The organism is Puniceicoccales bacterium (assembly GCA_031283585.1).
In the GTDB taxonomy this organism is placed as follows: domain Bacteria; phylum Verrucomicrobiota; class Verrucomicrobiia; order Opitutales; family LL51; genus JAIRTH01.
Window position 1 is genome coordinate 105,991 of record JAITBP010000003.1, and the last position, 23,432, is coordinate 129,422.

The window sequence follows — 23,432 nt, forward strand, 5'->3', positions numbered from 1 at the left end:
TAGGAAATTTGCAAATATTATTTAGTATATTGCCAATCAATGATTGTGAGCTGTGGACGATTTGAGTTATTCCAGGTATCCGCGCCAAGCTTGACAAGCATATCGAAGGATCTATTCAGCTCGGGCATATTGTCCGCCATATTCCAAACAATGCAGCAAATTGGTAGGTTGTTTTCGCCTAGTATGTTGAATTTAAAATGGTTTTTATATAGGCCAAAAATTTCTGGTTTTGTCATAACCACATTCCTTATGCAAAAAATTGGTTCTTCATTTTTCTGTCCATAGGGTTGTAACTGATCGAGTTCATGAATTAATCCATTGCCCAATTGATTTGGTGTCAACTCACATATTACGTTTATTGCTGTTTCCGTATCACCCAGTTGGTAAGCTGATATTGCGTTACAAAACCCGGTCCGAAATTGATCTATTTTTTCTACGGCTAGCGATAGGCCAATGGCGAATGGATGACCACCCCAGGTTTCTATATTTTTTTGGCATTTTAAAATTATATCCACCAGGTTATATGGTGGGATGCTGCGTCCGGAGCCTTTGGCCAGACCTCGTTCTTTCCCTAAAATAATGCATGGTCTGTTATAATCACGGCAGAGTCTGCCTGAAACAATGCCTACGACGCCGGAGTGCCAATTTTCATCATACAATACAAAGCCCGGGGCATTTGGGTAATTTGTGTCAATTATTTTCGACGCCTGGATGATAATCTCATGTTCTATCTTTTGCCTCTCTTTGTTCATTACTTCGAGTGTCGATGCTAACTCTTTGGCCAAGTTTGTGTCATTGGATAACATCAATTCGACGGGCAGTGAAGCATCTGCCAGTCTTCCGCAGACATTTATTCGTGGGGCGAGTTTGAATGAAACGTCGGCAGCTCTTAATTTTTCTCTATCATGGATGCCAGATTCATGGCATAGAGCTGCCAGTCCAGGTCTTTTTTTTGCTGCAAGGCATTCCAGCCCAAATTTTGTAAAAATTCTATTTTCTCCTTCCATTGGAACCATATCGGCAATGGTTCCAAGTGCCACAAGGTCTAGATAATCACTGAGTTTTATGTCAAAAGCGATCGCATCATCGGACTCTCGTCGCAGTTTGAGGAAGGCATGCATAAGTTTGAAAATCAGGCCAACGGCGCAGAGGTTTGGCGATTCCTTGTCATCGTCTGAATTGGAAATATGCGGATTAACAATGACACATCCACCAAAGATTTCTCCATTCGATATATGGTGATCTACCACAAGCACATCAATGCCAAGAGATGTTAAATGGCGGATTTGCTTTGCACAGTTTGTTCCGCAGTCGATGGCTACCAGAAGCTTTGGCTGTGATTCGATCAGCACCCGGTTGACTATTTCGTCTGAAATACCATAGCCTTCCGTGAACCTTCTTGGAATGAAGAACTTTGGGAATAATCCAAACCGGCGCATGATATCTATAAAAAGTGAAACGCCGGTTATTCCATCCACATCATAGTCTCCTATGATGCTGATCTCGGAATGAGCTCGTATATGTTTATCAAGTACTTCGACGGCACGATCCAGGTTTTTTATCAGAAATGGATCTGCTATATTCGCTAGTTTTGGAAAAATAAACCGTGCGGCACTGGCTTCGTCGGTAATACCATTGTTGACCATAACCATCGCCGCAACTTTGCTTACATTAAGTCGTTCTGATATATTTTTTACATAATACTCATCTAGTTCGGCAAACCGCCACGGAATTTTATTTTGATTAACCAAATTGAATTAAATTTAGGTTATAATTCCTTGGTTAAGGAATTTTTTAATAACTTTTCACCAACATCCATGCTTTTGCGATTACCATTGTGCCATAGGAATAGTATTTGTGATGCTACAAAAATGGATGAAAATGTGCCGGTTGTGATCCCTATCATGAACATAAGTGCTATATTTTGTACCACACCGGTGCCAAACCAAAACAACGCAAAGGCTGAGAAAAATGTGGTAAGACTGGTTAAGATTGTCCGCGATAGCGTTTTGTTGATGGATAAATTTATTACATTGCGCAGAGATAGCGCTGGGTTCAGATTCAACTCTTCGCGGATTCTATCGAATATAACAATGGTATCGTTGATTGAATACCCGATGATCATTAGGATCGCAGCTATCATTGGAGAAGAAAACTGTTTACCGAAAATGATGTATACTCCTATGGTTGATAAAATGTCATAGATTGTTGATACCAAAGCGCCTATGCCAAAGCCAACTTCAAATCTGAATGCTATATATAGCACAATGCCGATCAATGCTACGATAATTGCCAGTAGGGCATTGAATCTTAGGCTGCTGCTAACCGATGCGCCGATACTATCTCTTTTAATAATAGAGATGTTTGCATCTGGGTATTCGGTCCTCAGTGCCGAGATCAATGCTTCGCCCCTGCCTTCTTCGGTTTGCAATTTGAGAATTTCTGAGTGCCCACCAAGGGATTTTTGATATAAAGAGTAGACTTCTTTTAAGCCAATTTGCTTGGCCGTATATTCTATATCCTGCAGGGCAATTTTTTTGTCAAAGGAAATGCTAATTTCGTCTCCGCCGGAGAAATCCATGCCATAGATATGCTTACCTCTATAGGCTGCGGTGGACAGACCAGCAATGATTATAACACCGCACAGAATGGCTGCCAATTTTCTATATTTCATGAAATCCAGATGTGTTTCGTTGAAAAGCGATTTTGGTAACAATTTTTTCCAACCAAGCGAGATAAGTGCTTCGGCTATAACACGGCTTAAAACCAGAGCACAGAACAGCGTTGCGAAAATTCCTATGGATAGAATTATTCCAAACCCACGAACCGGTCCGGTGCCTAGCCAAATTAGTATTAAGGCCACAAGAAGGGTGGTTATATTGGCGTCGAATATGGTCGAAAATGCTCTATTATATCCGTAGGCCAGTGCTGATTTGATGGTTTTCCCCAGCTTTAATTCTTCTCTAATTCGTTCTAATATAAGAATATTTGCGTCAATGCCCATGCCTATGTTTAGTACCAGTGCTGCAATGCCAGGCAGAGTAATTGTTGATTTGATTAGGGCCATGATTGCCAGGGTGATCAGTGTATTGATCAGCACGGCGATGATTGCTATTAGGCCAGATGTTCTGTAGTAGGCTACCATGAATAGTACCACAAAAGAGACTCCTGCGATAGAAGCATTTATGGAACTTATTCTGGCATCTTCTGCTAGAGAAGGCCCTATTTCGTTAACCTCTATGAGCTTTAATGCAAACTCGAGCGGATTGTTTAGCACATTTGCCAGTTCGATGGCATCGCGCTGGGAGAATGAACCAGAAATGCTTGCTCGACCTTCATCGATTTCACTTCTAATTACTGGTGCTGAACAAAGTTTGCCATCAAGTACAATCGCCAGAGGTCTATTTATATTATTCCTGGTTATGGTTGCGAATTTTTTCGCACCTTCATCGGTCATGGCGATACTTACTTCGTAGCCACCGAATTGGTTAATAACTGGTATGGCAGACTTTATGAATTTCCCGGTCATCTCGGGAATTCGCTTAACATACATCGGAATGCTTATCATTTTTCCGGTGTTTTTGTCTTCGTATTCTTCCACAAGCAGTTCATAGCCAGGAGGAACGTCGCTGTCGGTGACAGATTTTGGTTCCAAATCAGGATGAACTAACCTAAATTCCAGTTTCGCTGGCTTTTTGATAGCATCGATTATCTCCGGATTGTCCTGGGTTGATAGGCCAGGTAATTGTATTTCAATCTGGTTGATTCCCCGGGTGCGAATAATTGGCTCTGCCACCCCGAGGCCATCCAAGCGCTTACTCATTATCTGGATGGTTTTATCAAGATTAATAAAAGAATCTTCGGTTTTTTTGGCTTTTATTTCGTCGGAAATTTCCAGGGTGAACGAGATGCCACCTTGCAGATCCAAGCCTTTACGTAGCTTGCTATGGGTTTCGTTTAAAATCGCGCCCAATATTATGGAATTTTTCTTTTCCAAATTTTTGACATCGGCTATGTTGAGGTCACTGAAGTATTGTGACAAATCCAAATGCTTTTCCTTTGCCACCTCTTTTATTGCGACAAACAGGCTCGGCGTCTGTTTATTGTCGACAATATCTCGAGCTTCTTTTAGCACCTCCAGAAATTCCTCTTTATTGGATGTGGCGCGATGCTGGATGTAATCGTTGAACACTCGATCGTTGATTGGTATCAAACATATAAATGACACCAACACAATCGTTATACATAACGCTAACCTTGAAAATATATCCCTAGCCATAATTACAGAAATAACAATATGTGAACCATTTGATTTATGTTAATCTAATTTTGCATGTACAAATGATCTATGCAACTCCACATGAACACCATTTGATATTTCCACCACAAATATGCTGTCTTTTACATCTATAATTTTGGCAAATATTCCGGAGGTGGTCAATATGCGGTCATTTTTTTTGAGAGCCTTGATCATTTCATCATGGCGCTTCTGCTTTTTCCTTTGTGGTGCTATCAATATGAACCATAGGCCAATAAAAAACAAGGCATAGGCTAGTAAAGGAATACCTATACCTGGTGTTTGTGACTGTACAATTTGATCAGATTCAACACTCATACGCGGTTTAATTGTACCTGATCAATAAAATTTGTTAAACAACTGCAAGATTCTTTTCCTATAAGCTTAATTTCTGTCGTGGATTTAGCCAAACCTGAACCACATCTGCCAATGTGTTGAATAGAATAATCAGTAGGGCATAGAAGTTTACAATACCTAGGATCAGGGTATCATCCCGGTTAGAAATCGCATTGATAAACAACCTGCCGATGCCAGGAATATTGAATACGGTTTCGATGACTATGGCTCCACTGATAAGACTAGCAAAGGCCGGGCCTAGGAACGCAATGACTGGTTGTAGTCCGTTGCGTAGTACATGGATAAAAAAAATTCTTAGTTTTGAAAGACCCTTGGCTCTGGCTGTGATAACATAGGGCCTGTTCATAGCTGCCAGTATACTGTCCTTTGATAATTTGCTTATATAGGCTGTATAAATCGTGCCCAGTGTCACTGATGGTAGAAACTTGTTGCTAAAATCAGACCAGCCAGAAACCGAAAACATATGAAGTTTTATGGCAAAAATATATGCTAAAATTGGGCCCAGCACAAATGTGGGTAGGCATACGCATAGGCTCGATAGGGATGAGAAAAAAATATCGATTTTTGTATAACTGTATATGGCTGAGATAGATCCAAATAAAATCCCAAATGTGGTTGCTATTAACAGTCCATAGCATGCTAATTCGAAACTTATGGGTGCCTTGGTCATCACCAATTCGGTCACATCCCAATCGGTGTACTTATAGGATGGCCCGAAGTTACCATGTAGCATGTTATTTACATAGTTGAAGTACTGAACTATCAATGGCTTATCAAATCCATAATAGCTGTTCAAAGCTACTTTTACCTCGCTGGGAACCTCCCGTTCCATGTCAAAAGGTCCGCCCGGTATGATTCTGACAATAAAGAAAGTTATGGTTATTACCGTTAAAATCACAGGTATCGCATACAATGTTCGGCGTATTAAAAATTTAAACATGACAGGCAGGCATTATATAAAGGTTTTATTGTAATAACGAGCACGCAGACCAGCAATCCATTTATTATAAAGCTCTTCACTGAGTTTTTTGGAAATTTTTTTCTCTATATCATCGGATGCTTCCTGGAGAGTCAGTTGATGGGCTTCAGATATCCATTTGTTGACAATTATCATAATGTAATGTCCTTTGATTTTTATTGGCTTCGATGCCATGCCCTCCTGTAATAAGCCGACCTCTTGACGTAGTTCGTCGATGACATCGGCTAGGGAAATTTTCCCAAGTGGAGTTACTGATATGTCGCAGCTATTGTGATATTTTTTTACTATTTCATTTAGATTTTCATTTTTTGAGAATTTTTTGTAAATATCATCTATGGTGGCATCGATATCCTGACAACCATTATGAGGGAAAATCGCTACCTGAGATATGTCTATTTCCGCATCTTTATAAAAATCATTATAATGTGCATCGTAGAATTCTTTTATCTGTAGTGGGCTTACTTCAAAGTGTTGACCAATCCTTTGCTTAAGCATAAAGCTCGATATGGCATTTTTTTGTATATCATCTTTGAATGCTTTGGCTGATTGACCGGTCATATGAAGATATTCGGAGAATATCACCCGGTTACCTCCAAAATCTTCGTTGAGGATTTGTATAAATCTCTTATCCTTAAAGTGTTCTGGTGCTTTGCCCTTCATCCTTTCGAATTCTTTATTCATCAATTCCATGTCTATATTATGCTGAAGTATTTTTCGACCGAGTTTGTCCAGCATATCTGGATTGTTATTGTATCTACCGTTGGTTTCCTCCGACAGTTGTACTCCAATTTGATGGGATGTGATTGCCCTATCATTGGCTACGGCTGCTATCTGATTCATGTATAGTATAGTTGGGTCCTGAGGCGTTGTTGTAGCCGAAGCAAGTACGAAACAGCCCATAAATATTGAGGCAAGTGAACAGAAAAATGATTTCATAATATTAGAGTAATTTTTATTATTTATAATATATTAAAAAAGAAAGACAAAATTAACCCACCGGGTATGATATCCAAAATTCATGGCTGTTTATCATGTTAGCCGAGAATTTCCACAAATTTTTTCGGTATGTTACCAAAATTTCCATTGGATAGGAAAGCCACAACGGTAGCTTCGGTAAATTTCATTTCTGTCAGGGCCGACAAAATTTCTTCATTGTTCAGTGCCCTGGCACTTATACCAGTTTTGTTTAAATCTTCGGAGAGCCTGGCGGTATCAAGAGTGGTTTCTCTGGATTTAAATACATTTGCTATGAACACATGGTCGGATTCATCGAATGCACCGATGAACTCGTTCTGAAATACGTTGGAGCAAGCGGTGTTACTTCTTGGTTCAAAACAAGTTATAATCCTATGGCCGGGGTATTTTTGTCTGAGACTTTCCAGGGTTACTTTTATGGCAGTTGGATGGTGTGCGAAGTCGTCAATTACGGTTAATTTTTCGTTAGAGACCAACACTTCTTGGCGTTTTTTTATGCCTTTGAAATCCGGTAGCCATCTGATGTCAGTTCCAAGGGGGTCACCGGAAATGGCCAAGCCCGATGCGATGATTGACATCATGGTATTGCGAGCATTGTACTTACCAAATAAACTCGATGCTATCTGCATTTTTCTGCCAGATTTTTTTTCAACAATTTCGAAGGTGGTAAACGAGTCGTTGACCACAAAATTCCTCAGCAGGTAGTCATTATCGTCATTTTCACCAACAAATATGGATTTCGTCCAGTTTACTGGAAGAATGGACCTGATATTTGGGTCATCACCATTGGCGACGATGCAACCATTTGATGGAACAACTCGTACAAGATAGCTGAAGGATTTTTTGATATCCTGGATGTCGCGAAAAATATCACCGTGGTCGAACTCTATATTTCCAATCACAAGTATATCCGGCGCATAGTGTATAAACTTGCTTCTTTTGTCAAAAAATGCCGAATCATACTCATCACCTTCTATTATAAATGGACCATTTTCATCACCAATATGGCTTCCGGATGAGAAATCCAATGGCACTCCACCTATCATATATCCTGGATTTAGACCATTTTTTTCCAGTATGAATGAGGTCAAGGTTGTTGTGGTTGTCTTTCCATGGGTACCAGTTATGACGATGCTTAGTCGTTTTTTTATTATTTCCCTATGAATAAATTCAGGTAAGGAACAATAGGGTATTTTTTTTGTAGACAGTAACCATTCCACTTCCTCATTTCCTCTGGGTATGGCATTCCCTACAATGACCACATCGGGGTTCAGGTACTCAATTCTAGCGGCAGAGAAGGAATCATATATTTCGAGATTATTTGCTTCTAACAGTCCGGCCATTGGCTGATATGGCTTTGAATCAGAACCACATACGCCATGACCAAGTTTACTTAACATAATCGCCACATTTCCCATGGCCGTCCCACAGATTCCTATAAAATAAATTTTCATGTACGTATACCGAGTATTATTGAGCTCAATCCACTACCTATGCCAAGCAATGCATAATTTGAGTCATTTTTTATCAATCCGGTTGATCTGGCTATGGCTAATGTGATCGGTAGTGCTACTGAACCAGTATTACCTAGGTAGGTATAGGTGGAAAAATCCTTATGAATATCTAATCCCAGTGTTTCATAAAGCCTTACCATATGTCTTCTACTTACTTGATGACATAGAGATTTGTCAATTATTTTATCATTCCAGCCGGATGATTTACAGAATTTTTCCCAGTTCGATGATGCCAATGATATGCCGGCGTTCAGTAATTTTTCGGATTCGGTTTGCATGGTTAGTGAATTATTCGCAACATCACCTTCACATAGGTTGCAGGCACTGGAATCTGACAGGACATTTGCGTATTTTACCCTTGGGCTGGAAGTGGAAAGTGAACTGTGGCATAGCAGTGCAGCAACGGCTCCGGAGCCCAACGTCAGGTTCGCAAAATATGGTTTGATTTCATTTCTATCAAAACGAGATGAATTAAGTATGGATATGGTGTTATCTAGCACTGGCTTACCATCTTCTCCAGAAACTATCAGCGCGCAGCCTATCCGGCCGGATTCTATCATTCCTCCGGCGATGAGTATGGCGTTTAAAAACCCTAAACAGGCATTTGATAGATCGAAAAATTGCGCAGACTTGCTGAGGCCCAGTATGTTGTGTACATAGGCAGCCGTCGATGGTTCAATCCGATCTCTACACACCGAAGAATGTATCAGCAGCTCTATGTCATTCTTCTTGAACTGTGATGTGCCGGAAGAGAATAATTTGTCTGCCGCTTCTGCGCTGGCTTCGGATGGTTTTTTATAATCTTTCCAGAAGCGCCGTTCCTTTATTCCTGTCATCAACTCCAGCCGCCCTTTTGGCAATCTCAATCGCTCATAGGTGCTATGTAACAGGCCTTCTATTGAATCTGAAGATACACACTCCGGTGGTAAAACATAGTCCATGGCCTCGATCGAAACATTTTCGAAGGAAAAAAACATCAGATCCTATGCTAACGTGGTAACGGTGGAAAACAACATAAAACTATGCTAATCAAGGCATATATACTTAGCGTCTATGATCCTGTTGTTGTCTTTTTTCCGTATTTTACCACCTATTACCACTTTTTTATCAATGAACTTTGATATATCGCTCTGGAGTACCGCTTTGGAAGTTTCCACATAGGCAACCCTAGTACCATTGGAACCAACAAGTTCGTATTTAGCTTCGGGACTAAATAGTCCAAAAAACCCAAACAGAAATTTTTTTGGTTTTTTTAGTGTGCCAGCATATTGATAATCCTTCCATAGCTCTATTTGTTCATGATCTGCAGTGGCATAGCCAAATGTATCGGTGGTTTTTGCTATGGAATCCATCGGCATACCTAGAGATATCAAAGATACAAGCAATACAACTTTCAACATGAAACAGATCTTTATTAACATGTGAGATTTTCAAGAATTTTTTTCTTGTTAATTAAAATGGCTTTGGTCATCTAATTTAACTGGCAGTTGTAGCATATTTCCTTTGCGAATTATGTCTATGTTAACAATATCTCCTGGTCTCAGCAGGAATAATGAATTAGCTATATCTCCAATATTAACAATTTTATTACCATTTATTGCAGAAATTACATCATCGATCAATATGCCTGCCTTTTCTGCAGGTGAATCCTGTTGAATCCTGGAGACAAGAATTTGGACACCATTTTCCTGGGTATATTGCTGATGGACAAAAAACCCTGCAGTACAATGGGTTACGCCACCTGTCTTAATTATGTCGCTGCATACCCGATCCAATGTCCAGGCCGGCATGAGAAAACTTGAACGCATGTCAGGCAGGGAAGCTATCATTATTCCGGCCAATGTGCCATCTATAGAAAATACCGGTGAGCCGGTTTCTCCACCATCTATCGGTAGGTTGGTTCTGGTCAATTTAACCGGGAAAGATGTACTTCCATAGCTGGAGTTTTCGCCAACGATTATGCCAAAATTTGGCGATGGATCCAGTCCAAGTTTACATTCCACCGAGACTAAAAATTCACCACAGCATACATTGCCTTTGGGTTTTCCATCGGTGATGTCTATTATATCAAAATGATCAGGTTTTTTTAAAAGTCTCACTATGGCTATGTTTGTTATGCGATCAGACCCGACGAGTTCAGCGGCATATGACAACCCATTGAATTCTACCCATATGTTCGTTGCATCATCGACGATGATTGCGCTGGTAACAACCCGGGCCATGTCATCGATAAAAAAACCAGACCCAAACAAAATTTTGTTACTGAGTTCTGGATTTTTGCCAGCCGGACTTTTGGTTGAATCTGGTTGTTTGTCATCCTTGGTCTCGGACTTCGCGCTCGATGTTTCGTTGTTACTAATGCGAATTCCTATGATTCGCACGACCGCGTCCTTTTTTTTATAGAAAACATCGCTAACAAAAGAAAACGGCATCGGGTTGATTGGATTGCCAATGGCTGTTCCACAGCTCTTGGCCGTTGAATCAGATGTATCGCCATTACAATTAGATAGGCAAATAACAATCGATATGACTATACAAAACACATAACGCATAACAACATTCGTAACAAATCTATAGATAGGTTAAAACGAGTTATTACGTTTTGTCCAATAGGAAGAATCCATATCCATAGAATTGCTGACATAACATATTGCATTTTGACTGTTAGACGTATATGATATCGTATCATGGCAACCACTGATGCATGACAGTTCATTTCTAACAAAGTCCTTTGCACCTAGCACCGAAGTGCTATTAAAGCTAGGTCTATTATCGTGATTTTGAAAATTGAATGCCACCAGTATGACTAGCAAACACATTATGTAGGAAATAAAAGGAACCATCCGTTTGCTAACTATGAAAAATAAACACACATTATCGATGCAGGTACTGCCATCAGGTGTTGGTTCTAACAATTTGCTATGTAACCGATTATCAAAATCTGCCCAAAAATCTTTAGATGGCCTTTCAGCCTTCTTGATTTGTAGCAAAATCGACACCTTTTCATCGAGTTTTTTACGATGTCTATCATCGGACGAAAAAAACAATCTCATTTGATAAAATCCTCTAAATATGCTTGTAACTCTATCTTTGCATAATGCAACCTTGATCTAACGGTCCCAGGAGAACAACCCATTATTTCAGCTATCTCGCTATGGGATAGCCCTTCGATTTCAAATAACACAACCACTAGTCTATGATTATCGGATAGTTTTTGGAGAGATTTATTCAGTATTTTTTGTAGTTCTAAAAGATATTCATTTCTCTCTCCTTGGTTTTCCACTGTAATTTTTTCAATTACTTCTGGTGGAAGGGTAGACTCATCAAGTTGCTCTAGAGCTAAAAATCTATTTGACCTATGTTTCCTGAGATAGGACATGGCCTGGTTTATAGCAATCTTGTATAACCAGGTAAAAAATGCAGAATCGCCTTTAAATTTATGCATGGAACGAAATGCCTTTATAAAAATATCCTGCATTAAATCTAAAACATCGGCAGTGTTGGACACAAGATTATATACCACCGAATATATCCTTTCTCGGTATTTTTTGACCAGCACTTCAAAGGCTGCCACATCACCACTTTTAGCCAAGGCAACGATCTCCTTTTCGTTTTCACTCGGACCCACAGCCTCGCTAATTCCATTCAGTGAATTATGACTTACTGTTTCAATACTATCCACACAACTAATTCGTTAATAACTATCTTAAAATATTATCAAATAGCAATATAAAAATTATTTTTTGTGCCAAAATCTAATCATCGAGATTATCATAAATTTATAAAAATTCATGATTTTTTTGACTTGTTATCCAAGATGTTATATGAAATATGGCGGTGGCCGATTGGTCGACGTAATTGTAAGATGATTGATGATTGGAAGCTGTGTTTTTAATATGCCAAAAATAAAAATATTACCGGAATTTGTTTCTAATCAGATTGCTGCTGGTGAAGTTGTCGAAAGACCGGCCACAGTTATCAAAGAATTGGTAGAAAATAGCCTGGATGCATGTGCAACTAAAATTATCGTCAGATTCTCAGCTGGTGGTAAAAATTTAATATCCGTCGAAGATAATGGGGTTGGCATGGCCAGAGCTGATGCAGAATTGGCCATTGTCAGGCATGCCACGAGCAAAATAGCCTCGGTGGAAGATATACAATCGGTCAATACATTTGGGTTTAGAGGCGAAGCCATACCGTCAATTGCCAGTGTCTCAAGGTTTTTGTTGCGGACCAATGAGATTGGCCAGGATATTGGTACAGAGATCCTGATCCACTGTGGAAAGGTTCAGCATATTCGGGACTGTGGATTGGCCCAGGGCACCTATATTGAAGTGAGTGGATTATTGCATAATTTACCAGCCCGCAGACAGTTCCTAAAATCCGATGAAACCGAAAGCATACATATAGTAAGAGTGATGAGGGCATTTGCTCTAGCCGAGCGTGCTGTAAAGTTTGAGCTATACAAGGATGGTAAATTACTGTTTTGTTCACCAGAAATGGACTCGTGGAGTGGCAGAATCTCTAAGCTATATGGAGATTTTTATAGCGATTGTCTATTTGATTTTAGAGATAATAGGGATGGTATGACAATCGAAGGAGCATTACTAATTCCATCATGTACGAATGTTAATAGAAATGAAATTGTCTGTTTCGTAAATAAAAGACAGGTTCTAAGCTCAATTATAAATAGAGCAATTAGAGATGCCTATATGGGTTTTTTACCAAATTGGCAGGGATTGGTGGCGTTCATTTGGTTAGATTTTCCAAAAAATACCCTGGATGTAAATGTCCATCCACAGAAGAGGGAGGTAAGGTTTAAAAATGAATATATGATAAAAACTTTTGTAGAGAAAACCATATATGGGGCAATCGACTCGTTTTTATCTTCAAAGTCTGTTGTCAATGAGGCCAAGTTTTATGGTAACAATTTTACCAATTATACACCGGGTGAAATAAAAGAAACCAGCATAAAATTTAACTGGAACAGGGATAGAAACGGTTTACAATTGCCTTTTAGACAGCCTAATATCAAAGGAATTATTGAGTCAAATGAAGAGCAGAAGATTTCAAATATAGATTCAGAATTGTCGTTTGTCGGTACGGTTTTTGGCCAATTTGCAATATTTGAGTCGATCAATGGCCTATGGGCTATGAATATAAAGGCAGCATCAAGGCGCGTTTTTTTCGAGCAATTTCTCCATGAGCAGATTAACAATGAACCTCAGTGTCTTTTATTACCGAGGGTTATCCAGATACCAACAATTGAGTGTGAAATCTTGGACAAAGCTATGGATTTGTTTCTGCAATATGGCATTGGGATTGAACGATTTGGTAAGGATTTATGCAGGATCGATGCCGTACCTCAATGGCTGGACGAAACACTGGTAGAAAAATTGCTCCTGGATGTCATTTCTGGTGTTGTCAGTGAAAAAAGTCTGCCGTTGTCACTGAACAGTAAATGGTTTGCAAAGTTAGCCTGCCCCTGCATCAATATCAAAATTTATGACGGAGTAGAAAAACTGATGGAGTTAGCTAAGTTATTGCTATCCAGTGACAACTATATCATCGATCCCGATGGAAATATAACACTTATTGAAATTAGTTTAAACGAGTTAAGAAATAAATTTGGATTACATGATCCCATAATAAGCTTGTAGATTAGTTTATTAAAGTTAGGTTATGGTTATCCGGTAACTTATGTGGTTTACCAGAAAGTCAAAGACTAGAATTTACCAAGAACTAGAAGATTATTGTTCATTTAATAAACGAACAGGTGGTGTCTTTCCATTTATAAAGACTTCTGTTATCTTGGTTATACTGGTATTAACTGTGATCATAACCATGATATGTTTTTCCTTCAGGGATATGTTTGTCATCCAGTTTGTCCTAGGTCAAAAGGCTAAAGCAACGGTGATTGCCGAGGTTCCATTCGAATATGTAAACGATACAAAAACAACCATCGAGAAAGAAAAAAAGCGGAATCAACTGGCTCCTATTTATAGATTGAGTCTTGCTAACTACGATAAGTTTGAGAAACAAATTTTTGACCTGGATGATGAACTTGACGTATTTGTTAGAGAAGAAAAAACTGGCAATGCCTATTTGTTCGAATTAAGAGAATTTGTAAGAAATTTTAATGAAAAAAATCATTTGATGTTGAGCTGGAACGACATAGACATATTGATTAAATCCATTGATGACGGTGGTCGTACTAGCATACTTCTCGAAGCTCTATCCATTGTTCGTGAGATCCTATGTGATGGTGTCTATAGTGACCGTGATTTACTAAACAAAGATGAATCCTACCTGATAAACATTGAGATAAGTGGACAGATGAAAAAAGCTCATATACGGTCCACCGAAGAAGCGCTAAGATACCTGAGAATACAGCTGGAATCCATGGATGTTCCATTTGAATTAAAACAGGCGCTGCTAAGGATAGTGAAAATTGGTATAGCTCCGAACCTTTCCTATGATGAAACCGCGACCAATGCAAAGATTTTTAAAGTCATGCAGGAGGTTAAGCCTGTAATCGATACTGTAAATGTGGGAGACGTCATTGTTGAAGCAGGTACAGTTGTGAAAAGTGATGTTCGTGAACGATTGATGGCCTATCGTAAGGTTTGCAATGCTGAAAATACGATGTGGTTTGGTATAAATTCAGCGGTTATGACAAAATTGTTCATGATATTTTGTATACTGATTATCGGATTCTTATGTCTCAAGATGTCGCCGACCAAGTCCGTAGATTTATCTAAAAATTTTTCATTAATAGTGACGATTTTAGTCGTTAATTTGATAATAATTAGGGGAATATTTCAGATAGGGGAGATAAGGTTTTTCATGAATTCGGATATTTTTGTCCGATTGCTACCCTATGTTAGTCCATTTTATTTGAATACCATATTAGGCACATTGCTTGTTCGAACCTATGTGGGTGTGGTATTAGGTGGCTTGACTTCGGTCCTTTTTTCGATGATGCTTGCTGAGAACTTAGAATTTTTATTGATGTGTATATTGACTGTATTTACTTCGGCTTATTACTGCCGCAGGGCATCGTTAAGGTCGCAGGTTATGTATACAGGAATTTGTGCTCCTACGGTTTTTTCGTTTATTCCAATTTTTCATTTTCTGCTAAAAGACCTTGAGTCATTTTTTTGCATAAGACAAGTATTTTGTTCCTTTGTAACTGGTATTACAACGAGCATATTTGTGCTGGGTGTTTTGCCATTGTTCGAAAAATGGTTTGGCTGTTGTACTAACATAAGGCTAGTAGAATTAAACGACCATAGTAATTCATTGATGCAAAAATTGCAGATGTTAGCACCAGGAACCTATCATCATAGTTTGATTGTTGCAAATATAGCCGAACAGGCTGCCATGGCAATGAATGCAAATGCATTTTTATGCAGGACATTTGCCATGTATCACGACATAGGAAAGGTGATAAAACCTGGGTATTTTACCGAAAACCAGAGAGCAGACTATAACCCTCATGATGAAAAAACCCCATTTATCAGTGCCATAATAATAAAAACCCACGTAAGGGATGGTATTGTAATGGCAGAACAGGCTGATATCCCACCTAGGGTTATAGATGGCATAAGAGAACACCATGGCACGTCTATAATAAGATATTTTTATAATAAGGCGTTACAGCAGAATGACTGTAAATCTAATTCAGGATCGGCCAATGAATCTAGAACGACCTTTTCTGCAGAAACCATAGATGAAGCAGTTTTTAGGTATGATGGTCCGAAACCCAGGTCTAAAGAAACTGCCATACTCATGGTGGCAGATTCGCTGGAGGCTGCCAGTCGATCTATGAAAGTCGTGAATCCCCAGTCGATAAAAGATCTGGTAGATAATATTATTGAAGAGAAAGTGAATAGCAATCAATTGGATGATTGCTCGATGACTTTAAAAGAGATAAATGAACTTAGAAAAGCCCTTTATTCAATTATGATAAATATGTTACATTCACGCATTGCCTATGACAATGTTTCAAAAAAGTAGTAATATCAAGTTAGATTCGGATTTTTTGCCATATGATTTCAACGATTCAAATGTGGTTGCTCTACTGGCGGGTAATGGTATTTATCCGATTTTATGTGCCAAGCGCATGATTAGATCCGGCGTCAATGTTAAACTTATAGCCATTGAAGATGAGGCTGACGAACAATTGTCTAGTGAGTTTGATGAATCGAATAGATTTGTGGTAAATGTTGGCAATTTAGGTAGATTACTCAAGATATTGAAGACCATAAAAGCCGACTATGTTATAATGGCTGGTCAAATTCGACCAAAGAAACTATTTCACGGACTTAGACCAGATTGGCGAGCATTGCTTTTGATGAAAAAATTAAAGATCAGAAATGCCGAAACTATCTTTAGCTCTATTTGCGAACTTATTGGGAAACGTGGAATTAAGGTATTAGATGCCCGCTCATTTATGGATGAAGATATCGTAAGCGTCGGATCATTAACTAATTGTAAATTTGATCTGGCCGAGGAAATTCTAAATCATGGAATCAAAGTGGCAAAAGAGATAGCCAAACTAGACATAGGCCAGGGTGTTGTGGTGAGCAGTGGTACGGTACTGTGTGTCGAAGAGTTTGATGGAACGGACAGTATGCTGCGGAGAGCTGGTAAATTTAATACCAAAAATGCCCTGTTTGTGAAGGCATCAAAACCAGGTCATGATTTCAGATTTGATGTGCCGGTTTTTGGTATGCGTACACTGGACGCAATGATAGAATCCGGCATAAGATACGCTGCACTGGAATCCGATTGCACCATTGTCCTTGATAGGGAAAATGTACTGAACCGGGCCAACGAACTGGGCATCAAAATATTCGGATATTGATATGTATTGGTATTTTTATTTAGCCCTTAGAAATTTATTTCCATTCAGGAAAATTGTTTCGTTTTTTTCCCTGGTATCTGTGGTAGGTGTGGCGATTGGCGTGGCGGTGTTGATTGTGGTACAAAGTGTCATGAATGGCTTTAATAATCAAACAAAATCCAATATAATCAATACCCAGGGCGAGGTTCGAGTGGAATGTAGCTCGATGACTGGTGATTTAGAATTTCTTGAAAAATTTTTTACCAACGATGCTTCGGTATCAGCAGTTTCATCCTATGCAACGGGTGTGGTCATACTGCGTTATGAGGATCGGACTGCATTTCCATTGGTGAAAGGTGTTGATCTTGGAAAGGAATGCCAGGTCATGGCTCTCGAAAGATTTGTGAAATCAGGAAAAATCGATGAACTAGATGACGGGACGATTTTCCTGGGATCTGGTCTGGCTAGGTCGCTTGGATTGAGAGTTGGAGATATGGTAGATATTTATTCACCTCGAATGATTACAACCATTGGCAGCGACGATGTGCAATTACCACGAGAGGTTAGGGTTGGTTGTATTTTTGAAACCGGCGTGAATTATGTAGATAATGGTTCCGGAATATGTTCATTGCCTTTCATCCAGGATCTATGTGATCTTGGCAGTGGTATTCATGGTATGGTCATAAAGTTGAACGTCAGAGAATCTATTGATGACTTTGTTCGCCGGATGAGATCTGTTTTGCCTAGTGCTGTAACCATATTCAGTTGGAAAGAGTTGAACAAAGATCTACTGTTTGTTTTACAGCTGGAAAAAACCATGATGTTTTTTACATTGATGTTCATATTATTGGTGGCATCGTTTTCTATTTCCAGCACATTGATGACTTCTGTGGTAAGAAAAACCAAGGAGATAGGATTGCTCCGAGCCCTAGGTGCAACTAGATTTCAGATTACCATGTGTTTTTTTATCCAAGGGTTATTGATAGGATGTTGCGGAACATTTTTAGGTTGCCTGTTTGCCTGGCTTGTTTTGCGATACAGGGACTTCATCGTCGATTTGATGGCAAAAATATTCAATTCTTCCTGGATGCTATCTAAATTTTCGAACTTTGTCTATCTGCCCGTGGCATGTTCCGGATACGAAATTACCATTATCGTTCTATTTTCAGTGTTTATATGTATGTTGGCCGGAGTATTTCCGGCCTGGAGGGCGATGCGCGTCCAACCAGCCATTGCGCTCAGAAATGAATGAAATTTTATAAAAACTTCTTGAGCTATATGTTCCACGGGTTAGGGTTTTGACATGATTGAAAAATACTCGAATGCCTTGGAACTACGTTCTTTGCCGGAAGGCAAAGCCGTTGTGTTTAAATCGGTTTTAGTGGTGAAAAAAATCGATGTTAGAAATGCGAAGAATGGCAGCGAATTTTTGAAAATCGAGGTCGGCGACAAAACTTCTAGCTTTAGTCTTACCTGCTTTGAGAGCTCAGTGGCATTTAGTCTGTTTCGTTGGTGTAATGCTGGTGCGATAGTTTTTCTGGAAGGGATGAGCCGGCATTATAACGGCACATTTAGTCCTGATATTCTTTCGGTGAGAGAATTGACCGAAGAGGAAATAGTCGAAGGTGATTGGAGGAATCGGTTGACAATGGCTTCGGAGGAATCCGTGGAAAAGTTATCCGAAGAACTAAAAGATTATATCGCCTTGATTTTCAACGAGAAGCTCCGAAATACGGTGGTGGACGTATTGGATGAATTGGGCGACGCATTTGTCAATAGTGTGGCCGCTAAAACCATGCATCATGCCTACAAAAATGGCCTGCTCGAACATACGGTGCATGTAACCCGTAGCGGTATGGCTTTGTTAAAATTTTATGGTGATGTGCCCAGGGATTTGGCTCTGGCCGGAATGATACTCCATGATGTGGGCAAAGTCGCTGAGTATACCGGGGATACGGCCATCGAGCGTACAAAGGTTGGAATTCTTCAAGGTCATGTGATACTGGGCTATCGATTGGTCAGGCACTTCGGTGTCAAAAACGATTTGGATCCAGAATTATTAAGTAGATTGGAGCATATAATACTTAGCCACCAGGGTAGACCGGAGTACGGTGCAGTGGTCATGCCATCTACGCCGGAGGCGGTTTTTGTGTCACTGGTTGATAATCTGGATGCCAAAATGGGAATGGTTAGCCATCTTCTACGCACTACACCGGTTACCCATACCTTCTCTGAAAAGTTTCCAGGCCTTGAGGCTCAGTTACTTATCGAACCCATTAGTCTATGATATTTCTGATAAACAGAGATCGATGGGCCGGGGTTTGTCCCTGGGTTTTCAGGATGGCGATGTGCTGTTTTGTTCCATAGCCTTTGTGCCTGGCGAATCCATAGGATGGGTATAGCCTATCTAGGTTTTCCATGTATTTATCACGCAATACCTTGGCTATTATTGATGCCATGGCAGTGGCCAGGCTTTTGCCATCGCCTTTTATAATCCCAATGTGGTTGAATCTAAGGGCCTTCAGTTTATTGCCATCCACAAGAATTAGGGCATTGGTTTTGTTCAGTTTCTCCAGGGCGCGTTGCATTGCAACCACCGTAGCTCCAAGGATGTTTAGATTTTCTATCTCCTTAACACTGGCACTGCCGACGGCCAAGGATAGGGCTCCCTGGCTCTTAGCTTCGGCTATGCTGGTAAACAGCTGTTCTCTTTTTTTTGGACTGATTTTTTTAGAATCATTTACATCGTTTAGCCAAGGGAATTTGGATAGATTTTTGTAAAAAACCATGGGAAGCTTTACTGCGGCGGCGTAAACTGGTCCCGCCAGTGGTCCTCGACCGGCTTCATCCACACCAATGACTGCTTCATTATTTTGTATAATATCTAGGTCAAATAGTCCCAATGGATTGTTCATTTTCATAAAATTTCATTCAATTTGGTATTTCCAATTGATAGTTTTGCTGGATTTAATATCCTAGGCTATTAATTTTTGCCTATGGATCTAATTAACTCCCTTGGAATAAATGGAAATGAGAAATCACAAATTCTTAAAGATAAATCTCTTTTGGAATATGTAAATCTTATGCTCCTGGCGATAGGGCAACCATGTTTTGGTAGTAAAGAAGATTGCTCAATAACGAAGATGGCTGCGCCATTATTGTCGATGGTCAATGAATTGCGCCTACGACAACATGGCAACTATTGTCCTGCTGATCAACGAATTATAGCATTTTTAGATGAGTTTTTAAAGGACTTGCCGGTGGAAGAAAAACATGATTGGCTTCCCTGTTCAACATTTACCGTCGATCGCCATGGTATTTCAAGGGTTCTCTCGCTGCCACCGGATGCCGATGAGTTTCACTCAGAGTATATCTCTTCCTATCGGGTCCATCAGGGCATATTGCATAATCCCAGGATAGATAGGCGCACCACCAAGGGCGTGTTCCATATAGTGGAAGGAGGCCTAGAAGTCCCTGCGGATAAATTAGCTGTACCGAAATTAGCCTTCTGTCGAATGCTAAAACACGCCTGTAATCCACCGAAGCAGTTACTGGAATTGCCATTCACAGCCACACAGCCTAAAAAAGCTTATACCTTTGTATCTGGCTATCTCAGGCCAATAGTATGCCCGAAGGTTCCTGGTTATTGCAATGAGATGTGGATGGAAGTAAGATTTTTTACACCCGGTTCCCTGGTCAATTTTCTTGATATGGTCGAGAGCATTTTTGGCAGCGCTGGTTGCCCATTTCTGGCTGAAAATGATGCAGCTTTCATGCCAGATTCCTGGACGGGCCATACCGGTTGCATAATCGTTGCTCCTCATCTTACCCAGTTGACAAAAAAGGAACTTGGGCTGCCACATGTTTCGGAAGCCACTGATAGACAAAAACGTGACGGTATGTGTTGGGAAAAAGCAGACGAATTATATCATGACGGGCAACCGTTCAAAATAATGGCGAGAACCAATGATGGTGTGGTGATTTCGATCATCGCTGATAGCTATAACGGCTATGGTAAAAAGGAAATAAAAACCCATATAAGCTATTCGGCAAATCTTATGGGGCTCTGTGAGGAAGAACATTCAGGTGGCGCAATTGCTTTTGCAAGGTACGATCTGGGTGATGACTTCTCGATGGATTATATAGAGCATTGTAATCAAACCATGCAGCGTTTTTTGAAAGAATATGGCAATTTAGTCATATTAAAGGATGATGGTTATGCCGTCGACAGGAAGTTCAAGGATATAATATATGTACCAGAGGATGCCCATTTCTCGATGATGGATCAAAAAATTTCTTGGTCGCTCAACGGCCACAAAAAGGCTATAAATCTTGTGCCAGGTTGTACTTATATATTACCCTGTGGCTATCAGATCGAATTGCTTAGACCAAAAGGTGGTGATGGTTGGCGAATGATCGGTACCCGGGGCGATGGCGTGTTTTGCCATAAACCGTCAACGGTGTCAGGCGGTGGTAAGTCAGAGATTTCTAAATCTATTTCTGACAACATATTACTTGGGAGTGTTGTCAGCGTAGAATTTGATAAAGACTGCGATGCGGTCGATGATATCATAAGACATGACTACAGCAACAGATATAAAATCAATAAAAAGGCGGATTTGCCTATTTTAGATAGAAGGCGTTCCCTGGGCTCGGTCATAAAGATGTTTACCCAGAATGAAGAGCATTCCAATGAACATAATTCTTGGCTGAGAACTATCCCTCCACATATAAAGGATCTGTTATATGTGTTGAAAGCACACTATCGTGATAGTTGGGGAACCGATTGGCGAAAGTATTTTTCGGTGGATTTTATAAATGGTACCAATGGCAATGAACTAAAGTATCTGAATAATAAATTGGTTGCCCACTACCTTAGGATTGGACTGATTGGTGATAAATACTGGAGGACGTTTACATTACGTCACGATTTTTACCCAGCCAAAAAAATACAGATGGAAGACGATATAACGGCCACAACGGTGGTTTCAACCAGTAAATTGGCTGGATTGAATAAGCCGTTCAAGTCGGTAAAATTTGTTGAAAACTGTGAATTCAGGTTATATCAAAGGCCAGACGATGCGATTATACCAGGCTATGATAATGGTGCTGAATTGGATATGACATTGCCAGATACCTTTTTATGTAATTACCATCCGCTTACCAAATCTGAGGTGGCAGAGATGGCCAAGGATAACATCGGGTTTTCCAAATACACCGAGCCGATGCAAAAGTTTCTGTTGAGTTTTTTGAATAGCGATGAGTCACCAAAGTATGTGGTATGTCCATCCAGATTAAGAAAGATGCCAGATGGTAAATTCAGTACAAATCCAAGATATCTTCAGACCAGGGAGGATATTCTAGATCCTAGAGCCATTCATATAATGACCATGGGTGCACGGTTAGTCAACCAACTTACCAGTAATCAAAATGTGTATCATGCGGTGGATGTGGTCGTTGCCGGACGCAGGAATAATCCTCCAGAGAAAGGAATAAAACCTCTATGTGTTCACAGCCCATTGCACTACTTGGAGCTGCCAGAATTGTTCATGGAGTTTGCCTCAAATATGACCGGAAAGTCACCGTCAACTACCGGTGCTGGCTTGGAAGGAGTTATGACCAAGGGGCCGTTCAATTGTTTGAGCACAATAATAGATCTCAACAATACTTTGGTTAGTTTCCTTGTCACCGGCTATGCTGGTTTCATATCTTCAGCAGGTTGTATTGGTCCGAACTTTAGGATTGGCCACGATATATCCTATCTGATTCCTGAGATAGTGTGTCGAATGACAGCCATGGAGAGGGATCCGGCCTATCTTATAGAAAATGGATTTCTGGAAAGATGCAGCGACATGGTACATAGAGGTAAGACCATTGCTAGCAGTAGGCTAGGCTATCGCATAACAAAAAAATTTGTGTCGGCATTTTTAGGCAGGATATTATCGAGTCCGGATACGGTGATTTCCGACGAAATGCTAAAGCCAGAACTACAGGATATGAATGTTTTTGCCGATAGCATGGAAAATATAGTCAATGCTCATCAGCGGGCTGCAAGTATATTTTTTGAGGATGGATCTATAGCAAAGGCCTGCCCGCCGCTAAAAGCTCTGCTCCATATAATGGCCAGGGGAGACTACGAAGGAATGACATTGTCCTCACCGGAATTCAGGGCCATGTTTTCAAATGAAAATATCCTAAACAGCGACTGGTATATCGAACGGCTTCGTGCTAGCAAAGAAGTAACTTTAAATCGCTATAAAAAATGCCTAAATTATATGAAGTCGTTTTGTGATGCTTACAATAACAGTTCGATTATAGGCTCTCTTGGCCTGGATGCGACGATAAAAAAAACAACCTCAACCGTTAATGCATTGTCCAGGGACACGAAAGCCAGCCTGGCATTAGGTACAATAGGCGCCGATCCAGCGGTGCTTTAACCTAAATACTTCCTAGGGCGTTGCT

General features: G+C 40.1%; 18 protein-coding genes. 6 read left to right on the top strand and 12 right to left on the bottom strand.

The genetic code is table 11. The features are described from left to right. Positions 1-17 precede the first annotated feature (17 nt). The 11 genes from recJ to LBB20_00850 form a co-directional block, all read right to left on the bottom strand. A complete protein-coding gene (recJ, locus tag LBB20_00800; protein ID MDR2735367.1) occupies positions 18-1,751 on the bottom strand; it encodes a single-stranded-DNA-specific exonuclease RecJ in 1,734 nt (577 codons plus the stop codon). A gap of 17 nt (positions 1,752-1,768) precedes the next feature. Continuing rightward, positions 1,769-4,279 (bottom strand): protein translocase subunit SecD, encoded by a 2,511-nt coding sequence (gene secD, locus LBB20_00805; GenBank protein ID MDR2735368.1) that lies wholly within the window; start codon positions 4,277-4,279, stop codon positions 1,769-1,771. A 39-nt stretch (positions 4,280-4,318) separates the two neighbouring features. Then, positions 4,319-4,615, bottom strand: coding sequence for a preprotein translocase subunit YajC (gene yajC / locus LBB20_00810; GenBank protein MDR2735369.1), 297 nt, complete (start codon positions 4,613-4,615; stop codon positions 4,319-4,321). Between the two features lie 58 nt (positions 4,616-4,673). Further along, positions 4,674-5,594, bottom strand: a complete 921-nt coding sequence (locus LBB20_00815) for an ABC transporter permease (protein MDR2735370.1) — start codon at positions 5,592-5,594, stop codon at positions 4,674-4,676. 12 nt (positions 5,595-5,606) lie between these two features. Continuing rightward, a complete protein-coding gene (locus tag LBB20_00820) occupies positions 5,607-6,569 on the bottom strand; it encodes a hypothetical protein (protein ID MDR2735371.1) in 963 nt (320 codons plus the stop codon). 98 nt (positions 6,570-6,667) lie between these two features. After that, on the bottom strand, positions 6,668-8,062 hold the full coding sequence (locus tag LBB20_00825) for a Mur ligase domain-containing protein (protein MDR2735372.1): 1,395 nt from the start codon (positions 8,060-8,062) through the stop codon (positions 6,668-6,670). Continuing rightward, positions 8,059-9,099 carry a 3-oxoacyl-ACP synthase III gene (locus tag LBB20_00830; protein ID MDR2735373.1) on the bottom strand — a complete coding sequence of 347 codons (1,041 nt, stop codon included), beginning with the start codon at positions 9,097-9,099 and terminating at the stop codon, positions 8,059-8,061. Before LBB20_00830 ends, LBB20_00825 begins: the two co-directional genes overlap by 4 nt. 48 nt (positions 9,100-9,147) lie before the next feature. Further along, entirely contained in the window at positions 9,148-9,522 is a 375-nt protein-coding gene (locus tag LBB20_00835) for a hypothetical protein (GenBank protein ID MDR2735374.1), read from the bottom strand. 48 nt (positions 9,523-9,570) lie between these two features. Then, a complete protein-coding gene (locus LBB20_00840; GenBank protein ID MDR2735375.1) occupies positions 9,571-10,674 on the bottom strand; it encodes a S1C family serine protease in 1,104 nt (367 codons plus the stop codon). Between the two features lie 30 nt (positions 10,675-10,704). Next, positions 10,705-11,175 (bottom strand): hypothetical protein, encoded by a 471-nt coding sequence (locus LBB20_00845; protein ID MDR2735376.1) that lies wholly within the window; start codon positions 11,173-11,175, stop codon positions 10,705-10,707. Further along, positions 11,172-11,804 carry a sigma-70 family RNA polymerase sigma factor gene (locus tag LBB20_00850; GenBank protein MDR2735377.1) on the bottom strand — a complete coding sequence of 211 codons (633 nt, stop codon included), beginning with the start codon at positions 11,802-11,804 and terminating at the stop codon, positions 11,172-11,174. The genes LBB20_00845 and LBB20_00850 overlap by 4 nt, the downstream gene beginning before the upstream one ends. A gap of 214 nt (positions 11,805-12,018) precedes the next feature. On the opposite strand from LBB20_00850, the gene mutL reads away from it, so the two are divergent. From mutL to LBB20_00875, 5 genes are all read left to right on the top strand, one after another. After that, on the top strand, positions 12,019-13,782 hold the full coding sequence (gene mutL / locus LBB20_00855; protein MDR2735378.1) for a DNA mismatch repair endonuclease MutL: 1,764 nt from the start codon (positions 12,019-12,021) through the stop codon (positions 13,780-13,782). Positions 13,783-13,966: 184 nt separating this feature from the next. Beyond that, positions 13,967-16,141, top strand: a complete 2,175-nt coding sequence (locus LBB20_00860; GenBank protein ID MDR2735379.1) for an HDIG domain-containing protein — start codon at positions 13,967-13,969, stop codon at positions 16,139-16,141. After that, positions 16,119-16,991 (top strand): UDP-2,3-diacylglucosamine diphosphatase LpxI, encoded by an 873-nt coding sequence (gene lpxI / locus LBB20_00865; GenBank protein ID MDR2735380.1) that lies wholly within the window; start codon positions 16,119-16,121, stop codon positions 16,989-16,991. The genes LBB20_00860 and lpxI overlap by 23 nt, the downstream gene beginning before the upstream one ends. A gap of 1 nt (position 16,992) precedes the next feature. Then, positions 16,993-18,222, top strand: coding sequence for an ABC transporter permease (locus tag LBB20_00870; protein ID MDR2735381.1), 1,230 nt, complete (start codon positions 16,993-16,995; stop codon positions 18,220-18,222). Positions 18,223-18,273: 51 nt separating this feature from the next. Then, positions 18,274-19,257: an HD domain-containing protein gene (locus LBB20_00875; protein ID MDR2735382.1), complete on the top strand. Its 984-nt coding sequence runs from the start codon at positions 18,274-18,276 to the stop codon at positions 19,255-19,257. Here the strand turns inward: LBB20_00875 and LBB20_00880 are convergent. Further along, positions 19,247-19,891 carry a ribonuclease HII gene (locus LBB20_00880; protein ID MDR2735383.1) on the bottom strand — a complete coding sequence of 215 codons (645 nt, stop codon included), beginning with the start codon at positions 19,889-19,891 and terminating at the stop codon, positions 19,247-19,249. The genes LBB20_00875 and LBB20_00880 overlap by 11 nt on opposite strands. Positions 19,892-19,966: 75 nt before the next feature. Between LBB20_00880 and LBB20_00885 the strand changes: the two genes are divergently transcribed. Further along, positions 19,967-23,407 carry a hypothetical protein gene (locus LBB20_00885; protein ID MDR2735384.1) on the top strand — a complete coding sequence of 1,147 codons (3,441 nt, stop codon included), beginning with the start codon at positions 19,967-19,969 and terminating at the stop codon, positions 23,405-23,407. Positions 23,408-23,432: the final 25 nt, after the last annotated feature.